Here is a 16,093-nt window from a genome sequence, read left to right as displayed (position 1 = left end):
CGCTAAGCTTCTGTAAAGAAAGAAGTTTTCGATGTTTGGCAACGGCGTGGCCTTGTTTCACGAGCTGCATGCCTTGGAGACGGTTTGTAGGGTACGGTTTTCCTGCGGGAACTCGCGGGGCTCTTGTTGAGAGTAGTAGAAGTAAACACCCTTGAACCCATGTTAAAAACGTTAACGCCACGGCAAATCCTTTCCAGGTAAGGGTTTGCGGGAAGTGAGGTGAAGCTTTACGGGAGAGGTGGTGAGGCGATGCAGGATCCTGGAGTGATGGGGTTCGGGGACGTCGGTGAGGTGCTCCGGGACAGGTAGTGAGGGGGTTCGGGAGCGGTCGTAAAACCAGGGGAAACGCAAAGGTGAGTTTCTACGGGACCCGACCGCGCGTATAGCCAGTCTGTATGGAGCGCATGCCGAAAAATCAGTGAAATTGATGGGTGAGCGCTTCCGGGACGTCGAATGAGCCATCTTTTTTGCCCTGATTTGGGCTTGTAAAGGCGATTGGTGAGCGATCACAGGACGAAATGCGACTCGAAGGTGAGTTTTTTCGGGAGCCGACGACCGGAATCGCTGATTTTTAGGCGTTCTGGCGGCTGAGGTGAGGATTTGCGGGAGGTCGTGGTCGGATTTTGAAGGGTCTGGCGCACGCCGAGGCTGCCCGATCTTCATAAACAGCCCCGATGGGTGAGGATATTCGGGATGTTTACTTCGAAGCCTCGCGAAATCCTGGACGTTTGGCCGATTGCTGGTAAAGGTGAGCCTTTTCAGGAGGGATTTTTCTCCTTCTGGTGACCTTTGGTGAGCATTTTCGGGAGCAAGTTTGTGATCACTTCCCCGGAAAGCACGCCTGGAGTTGATCGGTGAGCGCGAATTCGGGGTCACTGAGCATCGAAGGGTGAGATTTTTCAGGACCTGATTGTTGGGTTCCTGATTTCGGCGATTCGGCGCAACCGTGCGGTTCAGGTGAGGTTTTTCGGGACTTGGTCGAATGGTGTCTGGAGCCAATAGGTTGAGGGTAAGTACCGGGAATGATTGGACATTTTCGCTCGTCGAGCCAAAGGTGAGAGTTTTCGGGGGCAGGCGGGGGCGGTGGATTGGCCATGCGTTTTGGGCCAATGGTGAGAGTTTTCGGGAGTCAAATACCGGTGTTTTGCCCGCTCGGTGGCGGCAAGGCCCGTATTTTCAGGCATGCACGGCTGGCAAAGGTGAGAGTTTTCAGGACCGACCGACACGCGCCCGGATCTTTGCGCGCATTACGGCGGCCATTGCTGAGCATCGTCGTTTGATGTTGGAGTGCCGGGAGCGCCCTTGTAATCGTCTCTTCACGCTACAGTCGGTTTTTCCGGCAGTCGCAATGGGGCGCTCAAGTCTGCGAGGCGGCTTTCTCCGGGAGCAGCCAGGAGGCTGTGCGGCGCCGTGCCTCGATTCTGAGGTGCTGCCCGCAGTTCGAGGCGTGCCTGTGACCTGCGGGCGGTCTGCCGCTGCATGGTGGCGCCGGCGGCTTGTCCGGGTACGAGAGCCGTCTAGCCCGAAGAACTTGACCGGCCCAGTGGCGAGGGGCTTTACTGGGTCGCTGGTCCTTCGAGGGCGACTATTGGCGCGGACCTGTGTGGTCACGGGGGATTGAGGCCGTGGTGCTCTTCCGGTATTGGGGCGGCCCACAACCAATCGAATCGACTGACGCGCAGTCCAATTTTGGCTCCGCTGGGGGCTTGGTTATGGACTGAGCCCCGAGGGGCTCACCGTGCAGTCGCGCGCGCTGCTCGCCGGAGTTTTAAACCACCTCTCCGTGGCCGAAATTCCGTCGCAAAATTACGACAAGCCTAAAGGTGAGTCGATACGGGAGCCGAAGGATCGCCCTGTGGATGCTTCGATTCTGGGCACGTGTGCCGATCCCGCGACGCGCAAAGCTGCACGGATTGATTGCTATATAGAAAAGGTGAGCATTTTCGGGACTAACTCGAGGTGAGTCGCGATTCGTAAACACACTTCACCGGGAATGGTGAGAGAGTCTCTGTAGACGCGCATCACCGCAGCCGGTATCCTTTCGCCAAATCCCTCCTCGACCCGACGCATGGCCACGAAGCGCGCGAAGAAGACCGATGTGGTGAGCCCTAGCTCTGCGGAACTACGTAAAGCCGTCGAGGCGATCGCCATTCAGCCCAAGAGCGGCAAAATCACGCTGCTTACCCGTAAACTGTTTAACGTGCTGCTCGCGGTCGCACAGCAGGCGGACGAATCAGGCGATACCTACCGCGCCCTGCTTTCTGACATCGTCGCGAACTCGGCTTTCGATTCGAACGATACCGCTCTGGTCAAGGAGCACCTGCGCCGGATGGTGTCCGTGCAGGTGGAATGGAGCACCGGGACGTCGAGCCAGAAGCCTGGCCGTAAGTGGGGTATCTCCACACTGATCGCGGACGCCGAAATTCTGGAAGATCCTGCGACTCGCCGTGTGTGGGTCGAATTCTCGTTTGCGCCCAAGATCAAAAAGAAGCTGCTCGATCCGGTGCAATACGCGCGTCTGAGTCTGCAGTTCCAGAGCCAGTTGCGAAGTAGCGCGGGCCTCGCGCTGTATGAAATCTGTGTTCGCTATCTGACGAATCCCAGCCATCTGACGATGCGTGAGTCGTGGGAGTGGTGGCGCCCTATTCTGTCGGGCACGCCGGACACCGAAGCCGGTGACGAAGCCAAACGGGAATATAAATACTTCAAACGCGACTACCTGCGCCCGGCGATCGCCGAGGTCAACGCGGTAACGAACATCTTCGTCGAGTTGATCGAACATCGCGAAGGCCGTCGTGTCGCTGAGATCCAGTTCCGGGTGACGGAGCGAAAGCAACCGATGCTCGCACTCGACGAACATCCAAACGTTTTCGATAGCACGCTCGTCGACCGGATGGTCAAAATCGGCATTCCTTTGAAGGAAGCACAGACGCTTTACGCCGATAGTGAGGAAAACCGGATTCGCGCCGCGCTGCAAATGACCGAACAGCGCATGCGCAGCACGACGTTGCCGCCCGTGCGCAGTGCGCCCGCGCTCTTCAAGGACGCGTTGAAGAAGGGTTATGCGCCACCGGTCGATGCGTTGCCTTCGGCTGGTGGCGGCAAGGGTGGAGCGGCAGCCGTGCCGGCGGACGACCTGAAAGCGCGACTACTCGGCGAATACTCCGCGTATCGGCGCAAGGAAGCTCGGGCGCTTTACGACGAGCAAGGTGAGTCAGAGCGGGAGTTGGCGCGTCAGTCATTCGAAAACGACGAACTCCCGACGTTGGGCACGCACATGCGTGACGACTGGCGTCGCCGAGGCCTCGATTCGAAGCTGGCTGAAACGGCCTTCTTTGATTGGCTTGCCCACAAGACCTGGGGCGAACCCACCGACGGCGATTTGCTCTCTTTCACCTTGAGCCAGTCGAGGGCTGCCTGACAAGGTGCTTCCCATGAAGGCGGTGCCTGGAGCCTGAAGTGGGTTACCGGGCACGTCTTCGGCCCGATTTCCGTTATTTCGACAACAACATCTGCTCAAGCTGCTTGAGGATGTCGTCGCGTTTCTCGCGAGACAGACCGCGCAGCCGGAGTTCCAGTCGATCATCCCCGTACGACTTCAAATCCCCCACCGCAACGCCGTCGAGCTTGATGTCGAGTCGCTGTGCGTAGCGCTGGCGCCCTGGGGGTTTGGTGCTTTCCTGCGCAGTTGCGCGACCTTTGACGATGTCCGCGACCTGACGCGTGCTTAGATCGTCGGACAGGATCTTGTTAATCAGACGCAATGTTGCGTCGGCACCGCGCGCGCTGTGATACCGACCGACCTGATAGGCCATGTTCGAACCAAAACGATCCGGCCGGGCGACCATCTCATGCATCACGGGTTCTGGGAGTTTCGCGATCGACAATGCGACGGCAACGGTCGATTCGTCGAGACCAAGGTGCTCGGCGAGTTCCTTCTGACTCTGGAAATGCTTGTCTTCCAGAAAGCGCTTCCAGACGACTGCGTTATCGAAGACCGTCTGCGAATCTCTTTGTACGTTGAGATCGTAGCCTAGCTTGTAGCTCTGGATGCCGATCGGCAGGTCGATGACGATCGCCTTGACCGTCTCCTTGTTCGCTTCCTTCAGTGCGCGAACACGGCGACCGCCGTCGCTGACGTAATAGGTGCCGGGGTTGTCGTAATCGGGGATGACGTGGATTGCCTGCTGCTGTCCCTGCTTGGCCAGATTGACAGCGAGTTCCGCGATTGACGACTTCAGGTAGAAATGCCGGGGATTAAAAGGACTCGGTTTGATGGCCTTCAGGGCAAGTTCGATGACTTGTCCCGGACGATAGCCATGCTCGACGCGCCAGACATGATATGCCGGAGACTCATTCAACGACTGAGTTTCGTCGGCCTCTTCCTGAACCAGCTTGATATCAGGTTGACTGGGTCGGTCTGGGAGATCCGGGGTCTTTGGCGCGTTGCGCTGAACCAGACCGTCGATCGCGTTAAGGCGATCGAGTGCGGTGCGTTTTTCACTGCTAGTCGTGTCCGGACGCGCCTGGAAGCCTTTAGCAAATTGAGAGGGTTTCATTCAGGGTCCTTTATGCGCATAAATTCAGGGTAGCAAGGCGGCGATTTCATCGGCGCACGCCCTTATCTCAAAGCTAGCGAGTTTCGCCCCTCGGTCGTTCATCTGTAGAACGGTTTGTCCGAGCGCCATAGCCTGCTTGTAGGCCTCACGGGTCGGAATCTGGGTCTTCAGCAAAGGAAACCCGAGTCCTTCCAGCGCACGCTTGAGCTCACGCGTCAGCATTCGCTTCTCTTCCGTCTTGTTGAGGAGGAACACCGCGCGCAAATCTTCGTTCATGACCTGCGCCTGTTGAACAAGCTTGACGAGGCCGAGACTAGACCAATAGTCCGCAGGCGAGGATGAGGTGGGAAGGACGGCAACCGTGGCGGCAAGCAATACGACGCCGGAGACCTTCTCCGTGATCGATGGTGGGCAGTCAACGACAATGATGTCGTAGTCGCCGACGAACTTCTTGATCTCCCGATGGATTTGTCCTCCAGCCTCGGACAGATTGACAACGGGAAACGGAATGCCGGATTCGCTATCGGAGGAGGCGCTGGCCCAGTGCACGAGGGTGTTTTGGCCGTCGGCATCCACAACCAGAACGCGTTTGCCTTTTTCGTGGAAGGCGGCGCCCAGATGCATCGCAATGGTGCTCTTGCCGACCCCACCCTTTTGTTGCGTGACCGCGATGATTTCAGCTGCCAATTCTTCACCTCCTTTTTAGACGCTGATGGATTTTACCGTGATGAATTTCTATTTCAATCATTTTCGTTGTTTGAATGCGACCAATAGCCAGTTGGCCAAGGTTTATGCGCATAAACGGGCCCCGTTGATTTAGCGATGGTCGGCTGCAGGCTGTTTTGTCACGCGTGCTCTGGATCTCGCGACGAGCAAGATGACGAAACTTCGGCTTGCTTATGAGGCGCGAGGCGCCTTGTTCGACTGGCGTTCAGCCTGCGTCTGTACGTATGCTTCGACCGTCGGGAGACGTGGCCCTGATCTATCGAGAACGCGTAGCTCGGACAGCGTTCGATGAGCTGGCTTTATGCGCATAAACTTCGATCGGTGTCCGGTCGCGCTCCACGGCAATGAACGCCTGGATTCTTGTTGCGATGATGGCCTCGCACGAATGTGGAGTAGTCGACACAGGGGCATCTCCCCGAAAACGTCGATCGTGCACCCGCACGTGACGGAAGACGAGACGCTTCGCACGCATCCGGATACCGGGCAGGCGACCAACCCGGTCTTCGGGACGGCATCGCTGCCTTGCTTATGGCAATTGGCCGCTCGTTCACCGAGAGCACAACAGGGCAGCAAATATGAGTAGAGGCACGAACCTTCTGAATGACGGTTTGTACCACGCGTATTCGGGTTGCCCGCAAAGTCCGTGGATGGTGCCGCTCAACCGGCGCGTCGAGAGACGGAAAGTCTCAGACAGCGTGGGCACGGACGGGGTTATTTGAGACGAAAACCAGGCACAAACGCGACGAGATAGCCTCTCCATCATTTCGCGCGTAACGAGGGCAACGCGCTTAAGTCAGCCATGATCTCCGCCCGCCCCTCCCGAGCCGCTAAAATCCACGCTTCCCTGAACCTTCACGAACCAACCCAACCTTAGTCAACCATGATCACGATCTATCACAACCCACGCTGTTCGAAATCGCGCGGCGCGTGCGACCTCGTCACGAATGTTTATAACGAGGCGAAAGAACGGGTAGACGTCGTCGAGTATCTAAAGAACCCGCTCACCGTTTCGGAGCTGAAGCAACTCAACAAGATGCTGGCGCGCCCGGTGCGCGAAATGCTTCGAGACACCGAGCCGGAATACAAAGACCTCGGTCTTGCCGATCCCGCGTTGACTGACGCTCAGTTATACGAAGCAATCGAACGCCATCCGGTCCTGCTGCAACGGCCGATCGTCGTGCGAAACGGGCGAGCTGTCATTGGGCGTCCGCCGGAGGCCGTCGAGGCGCTCTTCCGATAGACGTTCCGTCTGAAGCCGGGTGCGCTAAGCAGCCCGTAAACTACGCCTGCGCCGCAAGCACCGCATCTTTCGTCACGATCTTCGTCGGGATGATGCGCAGTTCGGTAAAGGTGTCCGCGATGTGTTGCTGTTCGGCGAGAACCGCGGCGTCGACAGGCTTGTAGACGTGAGCATAGTGCCGCAGCCCCGCCTCAATCACGCTCGCGTCCAGACCTTGAATCGGTGCGAGTTGCGCGGCCGCCTCAGCATAGTGACCACGTACCCATTCGCCTTCCTTGCCGACTTCGTCGAGTACGCTCGCGAGCACGTCGCTATTCTGCTGCGCGTATGGCCGCGCGCTCAGGAAGAACTGGTGATGGCTCACGATGCCTGAGCCGTCCGTGAGCAAGCGCGCATTCGACTGTCGTTTCGCCGCCTCGAGAAAGGGATCCCAGATGGCCCACGCGTCGATGGCGTCGCGCTCGAACGCGGCGCGTGCGTCGGCCGGCGGCAGGAAGACTGTTTGGACGTCGGTGTACTTAACACCGGCTTTCTGGAGCGCGGCGACCAGGAACCAGTGCACATCCGAGCCTTTGTTCAAGGCGATTTTTTTCCCCTTCAGATCGGCGATCGATCTGATCGGCGCGTCCTGGTGCACGAGAATGCCCTCAGCGTGCGGCGTCGGAATTTCATACGCTGTGTAGACAAAATTCGCGCCGGCTGCCTGCGTGATGACGGGCGGCGCTTCGCCCACATACCCAAAATCGATCGCACCGACATTGAGCCCTTCGAGCAGTTGCGGGCCGGCTGGAAACTCTGTCCATTTGACCGTGATGCCCTGCGGCGCGAGCCGCTTTTCAAGCGTCTGATGCGACTTGAGCAGCACCAGCGTATTGGCAGCTTTCTGGTATCCGATACGGAGTTCTTTAGCGCGCGTATCTGCGAAGACGGGCAGGACTGCAGTGGCCAGCGAGGCCCCTACGCCGGCGAGGAACGCACGGCGCGTCAACGGAAAGGTTCGTGACATAAGCGATGACTTCGAAGTTGGGACGGACGCGAAGCGGCCCGCTTGCGCCCAACGATAAGGCGCGTGCAGCGAAAAGCGAACCGATGGATTCGCATAAGCAAATCACGGATCTCGCCGCGCGCGCGAGGCATTGCGCGCTCGAACAGCACGTCGGTTATTTCGCACGCGCCGGGCAGCCTCGATGTCGTTGTATTCAGTGTCCGCTACAATCGACCTGATCCGCCCTCCGCGTGTCTGAGCGCGACGCACAATTCGCTGCTGGCGCTTGCGATCGGCGCGGGCTCTGTCTTTTTCTGCCACGTGAACGACGCGGGCTTCTGGATGGTTCGCGAGTACTTTGGCTCGCAACTGAAGCAGACGGTATTCGTCTGGTCGATCCTGCAGACGATCGTCTCGGTGGTGGGCCTCGCGTGACGTTCGTCGTGTGGGGCGCGCTGGCCTGACCGGCAGTCCACAGCCCGAATGTCAGGCCGCCCGCTGCGTGACAAAAATAACCACAAGAAAGTTCGAGCGGCTGCCTGGCAGCAATTGAACGATGACTGGCGCATCGCAGACACGCAACGCCGCTAGACTGAACCAGTCGACGAGGCGTGAACTGCGTTCACGCAGTCGCGCTTTCTGTTCACCATGCAGGAGCCCTGCGATGCTCGAACTCAGACGCTCCTGCGAAGGCTGTGGCAAATCGCTGCCGGCTAACGCACCGGACGCGATGATCTGCAGTTACGTATGCACGTTCTGCGAAGTCTGCGCGCTGACGCTACTGCGCAACGTATGCCCAAACTGCGGCGGCAATTTCCAGCCCCGGCCGATCCGTCCGAAAGCGATGCTCGCGAAACATCCCGCGAGCGAAGACCGCCATGACATCCACATCGACGAAGCGTCTCACGCGCGCTTCTTCGAGCGATATCGCTCGAAGCCGCCCGGTGAGCGTTGATGCACGCGGCGCGTCATTCGTCACCGTCGGTCTCACCGGTGCGTGCGATGCCGCTGGCTTCGCGCGATGCCATGCGCAGCAGGCTGATCTGCTTGCGGTAGTTGCGGCAGCCGCTGCACGTAGGCAGATGAAGCCGGATGGAGACCCATTCTCCAACCGTCAATGGCCGGTCGAGCGCGTCGGAAAGCAGGCGCGTGATGTTCTTACACTTCCCCATTCGCATCCTCGCTGGAAAAGCCCTTCTCGCTCAGGCACGTGCGTAGCCGCAACCGCGCGCGGTAGATCAGAACGCTGCAATGATTCGGGGTCATGCCGAGTTCGGTGCAGATATCGGTGGTCTCCAGATCGAGAAACTCCCGCATCATGAATACGCGTCCGATGTGCTCCGGCAAGTGTTCGAGGCACATCTCGAACAACTGCCAGAACTGCTGCTGACGCAACGCTGTTTCGGGCGTCGGCCATGGTCGCGGCTTCGCCTGCGACGACCAGTGACCGTTGTCCTTGAACAGTTCGCGGTCCAGCAGCGATTCTTCGTCGGGTTCCGATTCGAGCGCCGACAGGTTGACGGTGCGTTGTCTTGCCCGCAGCGTGTCGACCAGCTTGTGGCGCAGGATTCCGAACACCCACGTCTTGTGCTCCGACTGCGCCGAAAAGCGGTCGGCCTGCGTCCACGCCGCGGCGAGTGCTTCCTGGACCGCGTCTTCGGCCGCAGCCGCGTCGCGCAGCTGCAGACGGGCGAAGCGCAACAGGTCGCGCCGAAGCTTTGTCAGATAGACGGGATCGTCCAACGCGGGACGTGATGCCGTCGTCATGCGAGCCACCGTTGGCAGGTGGCCCAAAGCCACAACCTGGTTGCCCAGCGGGAACCGGAACGGGACTCTTCAGGCGCACGCGTCGTGTGCTCCCGGGTGTAACGTCCAGCGCTCGTCGAAGTGGTCGCATGGTCGCGATGGTTGCAGGGTGGACGATCGATCATGTTCATTGTTGGGTGGTGTCGGCTCGGGCTCGTCAGCCAGTCATTCTCTCGCACGTTTTCCGAGACGCGAACGGGAATTGTGCCTTCCCGTTGCGTTACGACACGACCCACTCAATTGGGATGAGTCGGACGATCGATGGATTTATGACAACGCGGTTGCAGATTTCGTGGACGGTCGCCGTCGTCAAGATTCGCGGCGCCACTAATTATTGCTTGTTTCGTAACCGTCGCGGCGCGGTCCACCATGCCGATCCCAGCCCCTGGAAGCGGTCATGACACATAAGGAGCGAGCTGGCCGGCATCAGGAGCATGCAGAGTTATCGATTCAATTATTACTAGAATCGAAAAAATATCTTGGGGATATCGCTATTATTAAGTAGACACTGCGTATCTATCCTTTGTCCATCGATCGCAACAGATCCCCACAACTCGACGATGAACCGACAGAAGAAAGCGGGTCCATGCGTGGGCGCCCTTTTTCGTTTTGCCGTCTGGTCGTGAGCGATCCGAAAGGATCTGACTGCCTGCAGGCCACACGTGTTACAGTGGGCTGTCCCGCTTTCCCTCCGTCGATCGCTCGTGCGATGAAGCGAAAAGCTTCGCGTATCGACGCTCCCAAGATCGAACACGATTTTTTCGTTCCCCCAGTGGCTCGTATTCAAACGGGTCTGCTATTACACAAAGACGCCATGACGGATCGAGCGGATTATCTGCCCGACGCTATTCGCGCGCCCGCCATCGTCGCTGTGTCTCTCACGCGTTCGGTATGTTGCCGTTCTCGTCTACTCACAGCGAAAACAATCACTGGAGTCATCATGGACAACACCGTCAGAAGTTACCGGGGTCTCGAGATTTACCCGCTCGTCTATCCGCATCAGCCGCGCGGCGACGACGGTTCACGCCACTATGACAACGGCTTCGACGCTGCCGTGCGAATCTGCCGACGCGGTGACGACGATACGTTGACCGCCAGTCGCGTATTTCGTGTTTCGAGTCCTGTGCCGTTCCGGGCTGCTGGGGAAGCGCGTCGGGCGTCTGCGAGTTACGCTGAGCGCGTGATCGACGGACAGATTGCAGGGCAGTCGATTGTCGGACTTTGAACGAGCTACGATGGATGATGGCTTGAATGCAGGGCCTTTATCCACCTTGGGGAGAGATTGATGCAGCACAATCGGATCGCGCGCGAAATTACGCGCGCGGATTACAACGTAGCGGCTTCGTCATGCCGGACGTCGAGCGGGACCGTGCCGACCCTGAAGGTCATCCGCCTGAGCGACAAGCGGATCATCTACCCCTTTCAGGGACGCGCGGACATGCCGCTTTTCGCTAGCGCCGTCGAGGCACAGCACTACGCCGAAGCGTATGGCTGGCAACTGGTCGACGCGGACATCGCGTTTCCTGAGTAAGCATCGCGTCGCCGGACCAGCCGAAGAACGTGTTGGGTTATTCAGGCATCTTCGGCGTGGCGGGAACCGGGCGATAACGCCACTTTCCTGCAGTTGAATCGATATGTACCGCATCCTGTTTGCGGCGTTCCGCGCGTGCGTCATCTGCAATGGTGTACTCAATGCGTCTATCGCGTAGCGGGCGGGTTGCTTCGGGTCGGTAAGCCATATGGCCTCCTGTTGTTGACGATTGCCGGTCGGCGTCACGTTGACCGGATTCATACAGCCAGTCAGGCTCGAAGCTACATGATCGGGAAAGGCGACGACGTCTCAGATTTTGCCGCCACCGTTGAGTCCACTACCCTGCCGCCAGACCTGCTTGCCCTTTTCGGACAGTTCGCCGCAACTGTGTTGCGCGTCGGCTTCCGTGCCTTCGATTGGCATATCGCCGCCAGCCTGTTCCTGCGCTTTTTGTTTCTTGTCCATGCGCGCCGCGACGGCTTCGTCGTGTGATCTGCCTGCATAGTTTTGTGTCGTGGTCGAGCCCTCCGGGAAACCGTACTGAGGCTGGGCAGCACTGTCCGGTCACAACACGTCTGCAGTTTGCGAGGGGAACTGTCCCGCGTCCCCTCGACTATCGATGCATTAAAAGTTCGATGACACGGCCTGTGGCGAGTTCAGATTTAAGTTGTAACGTCGGCGCTTTGCGGGGGCTGTTCGGCGAGGCTAACGGCCGGAAGGCGGCTGCAGCCAGGAAGATATGCCGAGAGCGCGCCTTGACTGGCAAGGTTTGGAGGGCACTTATCCACAAGGTTATTCAACGAATCTGTGGATATCTTTAGTGTTGGCGAAGTTGTCCACCGGCTGCGCACGGTGCGACCCAGACACACTCTTCGTCGATGCCGCAGTGCATATTTTGTGAACTGCGACGCGCCCGGCCGATTTTTGATCCTGGCAAGTAGCGCGACGCTTCGACCGCCTATGATTGTCACTTTGGACCCTTTCGCACTTTATGCGCACAAACTGAGGAAACGAATATGGCCTATCAAATCGCGGTTATCGTCGGCAGCCTGCGTCGCGACTCGACTAACAGACAGCTCGCGAAGGCGTTGACCTCGCTTGCCCCCGCGGATTTTTCCTTCGATTCTGTCGATATCGGATCGTTGCCGCTTTACAGTCAGGACTACGACGCCGATTTTCCGGCGGTCGCCGTCGAGTGCAAAAAGAAAATCGAATCCGCCGACGGTTTGCTGTTCGTAACGCCCGAATACAACCGGTCGATGCCGGGTGTACTGAAGAACGCGCTGGACTGGGGGTCGCGTCCGTAGGGTAAAAGCGTGTGGGGTAATAAACCCGGCACCGTAGCCGGAACATCGCCGGGCGCAACCGGCACGGCTCTCGCGCAGCAGCATTTGCGCAACGTGCTCGCCTATCTCGATGTAGCAACGCTCGGCCAGCCGGAAATGTTCATCAAGCACAACGCCGCGGCGATCGACGAAGCAGGCAAGATCGTGAACGACGACACGCGAAAATTTTTGCAGTCGTTCGTCGATCGTTATGTCACCTGGGTCAAAACACACGGCGGCACGCGATAAATCCGCACGAGCCGCTACATGCGATAAACCGCAGATCGCGCCTGATCCTGCGAGCTTACGCCGGCGAGGAAGCGCGGTCTGTCCCACAGTCAGTCCCTTCGCAACGTTCTGCGATCACACGTGATGGTGGCCCGTCACGCGGTCCCAGCCATGGCGGATGGCGGCCTTGAAGCGCTCCCACGTATCGCCTTGAGGCATGGCTTCCCAGTCACGGCGTGCTTCCGGCTCGACGTCATCCCAAGGTCGATCGCGGTAGCGTGCGTCCTGTCCCATCTTCGCGCCATAGAGATACGCGCCCGAATAGTCTTCGTAGCGAGCCCCCTCTTTGGCGTATTGCTCGTCGTAGTGACCGCGGAAATCCTCTTCGTACTCGAGGAACTCATCGGGGATCGGCGCACCGATGCCGCCACTGCCCGCAGGTGGCGCAGGGGGCGCCATGTACGCACCGGATCCAGGCGCTGCCGCAGTCGCGACAGCCCTTGCAGCAGGCTGATCCATCTGCGTTGCAGGGCGAACGGGGGGCAGTTCGCGAGGCTCGACTCGCACCGGTTCCACAGCATTGCGCCGATCATCGGGATCGAGCAGATCCAGCGGCTGTCGGGTGGTCGCAGGAGGAACCGGGGGAACAGATGAAAGAGGATCGTGTATCGGTCGGGACACCGCCGAAACAGATTCATACGAGCGTCGCACAGTGGGCGGGACGGACGCAGTCGCGCCTATACCCAGCTCATCAAGCATCGAACGCTCGCGGCCATCGTCTGGGTATCCTATCGGCGAATCCCAGCTGGGCGGGCGTTCGCAGATGTCCGTGGCGCCGAGATTCGCCAGCGTGTGGCGGGCCAGTTCGGCGTGAGCTTCGCTCGCCACGCTCACGCGCACCAGCACTGCGCCCCGTCTGACGGCTTCCGTGTAGCGTACGCCGTCTTCGGGGCGCGGTCCCGATGCGAACAGGTTCGCAAAGAAGCGCTCGATGTTGATCATGAAGCCGTGGCTGCCGGCTTCCGGATTGGTGTCCGGATTCACGCCTGCAGCGGGCGGCGGCTCGGGATTCGCCTGAAGTTCGATCGCGGCACGGGGGAACCCGGTCTGAACGAGTGTGTCTCGTGCGCCTTCTGCTAGAGCGTAGGTGTCAAATAACCCGATCACGGTGTATTGCATGGTCGCCTCCTCGATTTCGTCAGATCGGTCCGGTGGATCCGGACCGGGCGACGCGTCAACACGCCGCCGTCCAATCGATCAGGTAACCGCAACGATCATGCCGGACTCGCCGGGTTGGCACGTGGAGCCTTTCCGCTCATGCAATCGGCACGACGGGTTGCAGCGCGGCCGCTTCTCTGCCGGCGCGCTTTTACAAGCGTCAGGTAATTCGAGGTGTGCGGTAGACGTGCGCCGGGAAGCCGGAAGTTACCCGGCAGGCTGGGTCGACTTGAGATCGCTCTGAATTGTCTGAAGGATCTTGTCGAGCAGGGCGATATCAAACGGCTTTGACAGGACGCGCACGTCCACGTGACGGGCACGCTCCAGCTCTTCGGCGTAGCCCGTCACGAGTATCACCGGCAGCTTCTGGCTGAACGACAGCACCGCCTCCGCGAGATCGATGCCGTTCATCGCGCCGGGCATGTGCACGTCGGAGATCACCATATCGAACGGCAATGGTTCGCCAGTGCTCGCCTCCTTCGCGTGCGCGTCGTCGAAGAGCCGCATCGCGGTGTCGGCATTGAACACGCAGGTCACCTCGTGGCCCATCATCTGTAGCAGCGCTTCGGTGCCGGCCGCTACTTCCTCGTTGTCTTCCACCAGCAGGATGCGCAGCCCGTTGGGAGCAGGCGTCTCTTCGGTACGCGGTTCGACGGGCCGCGCTGCTTCCGGCGCGCCTTCGGCACGCGGCAAATACAGTCGTACCGAGGTGCCCGCGCCTGTCGCGCTGTCGATGGCGGCAAGGCCGCCGGAGCGTTCGCAGAAGGCGAAGACTTGCGGCAGGCCGAGGCCGGTGCCCATGCCCTTCGGCTTGGTCGTGAAGAGTGGTTCGAACGCGCGCGCGAGCACCTCGGACGGCATCCCGACACCCGTGTCTTCGAGGGACAGCTGCACGAAATCGCCCGTCAGCGGGATGCCGTCTTCGTGCCGGAAGGTGATGTTGCTGGCGCGCACTGTGAAGCGGCCGCCGTTGGGCATCGCGTCACGCGCGTTGACAGCGATGTTGATCAAGGCAAGTTCGAATTCCGCGACGTCGACCCTCATCGGCCAGACCCCGGCGTCGACGTCGATCACGAGCGCGACCTTCGCCCCGAGCGACGCGTCCAGCAGCTCGCGGCACGCCGACAGCCAGCGCTCGACGGCGATCGTCTCGTTGCGTAGCGGCTGCTTGCGCGCGACGCCGAGCAATTGCCGCGTCAGCGACTGGCCGCTCTTCAGTGCCCGCTCCACCGCCGACAGCTCGCGGTCGAGCCCAGGCGCGCCGCGCCGGCGGGCGATCTGCACATTGGTCGAAATGATCATCAGCAGGTTGTTGAAGTCGTGCGCGACGCTGCCGACCAGATTTCCAAGCGCTTCCATCTTGCGCGACTGCCGATACGCGGATTCGATCGACCGGCGCATCGACGCTTCCGCCTGCCAGCGTTCCCACGCCTCTTCCTCGGCGCCGAGCCGTTTGAGCGACAGCCAGATCACGCACCACAGCACGATCGACGGCGTGAACATCGACAGGATCAGGAGGCCGAGATAGCGGTACCAGTCTGCCCAAATTGCAGACGTCCGATATCCGCACGATACGTAGACCGGATACGAACCTACACGGCGAAACGCCAGGATCAGGCTGCCGTCGCTGCCGGCGGCGGGCATTCGCACGACTCCGGCGCTGCGGCTTTCCGCCAGTGCGTCGGCGAACGGGGTGTGCGGTGTAACGGTTGCGGCCTCGCGCGGCTTCGGCGGAAATCGTGCGAGCACGGCGCCGTCGGAGCGCGTGAGGCCGAGCGTCATCGGGGCGTCTTCGCCACCGAGCAGTTCGCGATAGAAAGCGCTGAAGTAAGTCGGCCGCAGGGCGACCGAGACGATGCCCGCAAACTGGCCGTTCGCGTCGTGCCGTGCGACGCCGGTGTTGAAAACCAGCTCGCCCGCCACGTGGCCAGCCATCACCTTCGAGATGTGTTCGATGGCCTTGTTGTCGCGCACGCCGGTGAAATCGTCGCGTTCGGCGATCGATATTCGCGGCGCCGGATAAAACCGGCTGCTCGCGAGCAATGTGCCGTCGCGCCCGAAAATCGACACCGCGGCGACCTGCGGATAACCGCCACCCATCGTCCGGAGCTTTTCATGAATGTCGGCTTCGTTTTCTCGAATGGCGTCGTCGTCGAGGTTCTTGATGAGGTCGACGATGCGCGCATCGAGCGCTTCGTTCATGTCGAAGACTTTCAGCGCGTGTTCTTCAGCGACGCGAACGGTGCGCAGCGCGGCATCGGTTGCCTCGGCTTCGCGCGCCTTCAGGTTGCTGTAGGCCATCGCTGCCACATAAACACAGGGCAGCACGATGGTCGCGATCAGCAGAATGATCAGCGTGATGCGCCGGACCGCGAAATGATGTTCCGGAACAGTTGGAAATACTGCTTCGCCTTGCCGGTTCGAAGGAGGACGGCTCGCGTGACGCAGGTCGGGCCGGTCAGGAATCATCGTCGG

Annotated in this window: 13 protein-coding genes and 2 pseudogenes; 8 read left to right on the top strand and 7 right to left on the bottom strand. The window is 59.9% G+C overall.

Annotated elements, in window-relative coordinates; translation table 11 throughout:
• Positions 1-2,068: 2,068 nt before the first annotated feature.
• Positions 2,069-3,421: a replication initiation protein gene (locus B0G77_RS30690; RefSeq protein ID WP_133665637.1), complete on the top strand. Its 1,353-nt coding sequence runs from the start codon at positions 2,069-2,071 to the stop codon at positions 3,419-3,421.
• 73 nt (positions 3,422-3,494) lie between these two features.
• Here B0G77_RS30690 and B0G77_RS30685 read toward each other — a convergent pair whose 3' ends face one another.
• Positions 3,495-4,559: a ParB/RepB/Spo0J family partition protein gene (locus B0G77_RS30685; protein ID WP_133665636.1), complete on the bottom strand. Its 1,065-nt coding sequence runs from the start codon at positions 4,557-4,559 to the stop codon at positions 3,495-3,497.
• Between the two features lie 24 nt (positions 4,560-4,583).
• Positions 4,584-5,246 (bottom strand): ParA family partition ATPase, encoded by a 663-nt coding sequence (gene parA, locus B0G77_RS30680; RefSeq protein ID WP_133665635.1) that lies wholly within the window; start codon positions 5,244-5,246, stop codon positions 4,584-4,586.
• Between the two features lie 919 nt (positions 5,247-6,165).
• Here parA and arsC point away from each other — a divergent pair.
• Positions 6,166-6,525: an arsenate reductase (glutaredoxin) gene (gene arsC / locus B0G77_RS30675; RefSeq protein WP_133665634.1), complete on the top strand. Its 360-nt coding sequence runs from the start codon at positions 6,166-6,168 to the stop codon at positions 6,523-6,525.
• Positions 6,526-6,565: 40 nt separating this feature from the next.
• Here the strand turns inward: arsC and B0G77_RS30670 are convergent, their stop codons facing one another.
• A complete protein-coding gene (locus B0G77_RS30670) occupies positions 6,566-7,531 on the bottom strand; it encodes a sulfonate ABC transporter substrate-binding protein (RefSeq protein ID WP_133665633.1) in 966 nt (321 codons plus the stop codon).
• Between the two features lie 234 nt (positions 7,532-7,765).
• Here B0G77_RS30670 and B0G77_RS30665 point away from each other — a divergent pair.
• Positions 7,766-7,974: pseudogene (locus B0G77_RS30665) on the top strand (gluconate transporter); the annotation flags it as partial.
• Between the two features lie 200 nt (positions 7,975-8,174).
• Positions 8,175-8,465 (top strand): DUF1272 domain-containing protein, encoded by a 291-nt coding sequence (locus B0G77_RS30660; protein WP_133665632.1) that lies wholly within the window; start codon positions 8,175-8,177, stop codon positions 8,463-8,465.
• Between the two features lie 13 nt (positions 8,466-8,478).
• On the opposite strand, the gene B0G77_RS30655 is transcribed toward B0G77_RS30660, so the two are convergent.
• The gene (locus tag B0G77_RS30655; RefSeq protein ID WP_133665631.1) at positions 8,479-8,682 is read right to left on the bottom strand and encodes a zf-HC2 domain-containing protein; all 204 of its coding nucleotides are present in this window, start codon (positions 8,680-8,682) and stop codon (positions 8,479-8,481) included.
• A complete protein-coding gene (locus B0G77_RS30650) occupies positions 8,669-9,277 on the bottom strand; it encodes an RNA polymerase factor sigma-70 (protein WP_133665630.1) in 609 nt (202 codons plus the stop codon). The genes B0G77_RS30655 and B0G77_RS30650 overlap by 14 nt, the downstream gene beginning before the upstream one ends.
• A gap of 979 nt (positions 9,278-10,256) precedes the next feature.
• On the opposite strand from B0G77_RS30650, the gene B0G77_RS30645 reads away from it, so the two are divergent.
• From B0G77_RS30645 to B0G77_RS30635, 4 genes and pseudogenes are all read left to right on the top strand, one after another.
• Positions 10,257-10,541, top strand: coding sequence for a hypothetical protein (locus B0G77_RS30645; RefSeq protein WP_133665629.1), 285 nt, complete (start codon positions 10,257-10,259; stop codon positions 10,539-10,541).
• Positions 10,542-10,601: 60 nt separating this feature from the next.
• Positions 10,602-10,847, top strand: coding sequence for a DUF6723 family protein (locus B0G77_RS30640; protein WP_133665628.1), 246 nt, complete (start codon positions 10,602-10,604; stop codon positions 10,845-10,847).
• Between the two features lie 285 nt (positions 10,848-11,132).
• Complete coding sequence (locus tag B0G77_RS43525; RefSeq protein ID WP_166656242.1) at positions 11,133-11,339, top strand: hypothetical protein; 207 nt, start codon at positions 11,133-11,135, stop codon at positions 11,337-11,339.
• Between the two features lie 524 nt (positions 11,340-11,863).
• Positions 11,864-12,421, top strand: a pseudogene (locus tag B0G77_RS30635) (NAD(P)H-dependent oxidoreductase).
• A gap of 114 nt (positions 12,422-12,535) precedes the next feature.
• Here B0G77_RS30635 and B0G77_RS30630 read toward each other — a convergent pair.
• Positions 12,536-13,579 carry a hypothetical protein gene (locus tag B0G77_RS30630; RefSeq protein WP_133665627.1) on the bottom strand — a complete coding sequence of 348 codons (1,044 nt, stop codon included), beginning with the start codon at positions 13,577-13,579 and terminating at the stop codon, positions 12,536-12,538.
• A gap of 246 nt (positions 13,580-13,825) precedes the next feature.
• Complete coding sequence (locus tag B0G77_RS30625) at positions 13,826-16,087, bottom strand: hybrid sensor histidine kinase/response regulator (protein ID WP_133665626.1); 2,262 nt, start codon at positions 16,085-16,087, stop codon at positions 13,826-13,828.
• Between the last annotated feature and the right edge of the window lie 6 nt (positions 16,088-16,093).

This window comes from Paraburkholderia sp. BL10I2N1 (genome assembly GCF_004361815.1).
Lineage (GTDB): Bacteria > Pseudomonadota > Gammaproteobacteria > Burkholderiales > Burkholderiaceae > Paraburkholderia.
This window is presented reverse-complemented; position numbering and strand designations above follow the sequence as displayed.

Bases quoted from the DNA above. Each gene is read 5' to 3' on its own strand.
- B0G77_RS30690 (WP_133665637.1), top strand. From the start codon at position 2,069: ATGGCCACGAAGCGCGCGAAGAAGACCGATGTGGTGAGCCCTAGCTCT.
- B0G77_RS30685 (WP_133665636.1), bottom strand. From the start codon at position 4,559: ATGAAACCCTCTCAATTTGCTAAAGGCTTCCAGGCGCGTCCGGACACG.
- arsC (WP_133665634.1), top strand. From the start codon at position 6,166: ATGATCACGATCTATCACAACCCACGCTGTTCGAAATCGCGCGGCGCG.
- B0G77_RS30670 (WP_133665633.1), bottom strand. From the start codon at position 7,531: ATGTCACGAACCTTTCCGTTGACGCGCCGTGCGTTCCTCGCCGGCGTA.
- B0G77_RS30660 (WP_133665632.1), top strand. From the start codon at position 8,175: ATGCTCGAACTCAGACGCTCCTGCGAAGGCTGTGGCAAATCGCTGCCG.
- B0G77_RS30655 (WP_133665631.1), bottom strand. From the start codon at position 8,682: ATGGGGAAGTGTAAGAACATCACGCGCCTGCTTTCCGACGCGCTCGAC.
- B0G77_RS30650 (WP_133665630.1), bottom strand. From the start codon at position 9,277: ATGACGACGGCATCACGTCCCGCGTTGGACGATCCCGTCTATCTGACA.
- B0G77_RS30645 (WP_133665629.1), top strand. From the start codon at position 10,257: ATGGACAACACCGTCAGAAGTTACCGGGGTCTCGAGATTTACCCGCTC.
- B0G77_RS30640 (WP_133665628.1), top strand. From the start codon at position 10,602: ATGCAGCACAATCGGATCGCGCGCGAAATTACGCGCGCGGATTACAAC.
- B0G77_RS43525 (WP_166656242.1), top strand. From the start codon at position 11,133: ATGATCGGGAAAGGCGACGACGTCTCAGATTTTGCCGCCACCGTTGAG.
- B0G77_RS30630 (WP_133665627.1), bottom strand. From the start codon at position 13,579: ATGCAATACACCGTGATCGGGTTATTTGACACCTACGCTCTAGCAGAA.
- B0G77_RS30625 (WP_133665626.1), bottom strand. From the start codon at position 16,087: ATGATTCCTGACCGGCCCGACCTGCGTCACGCGAGCCGTCCTCCTTCG.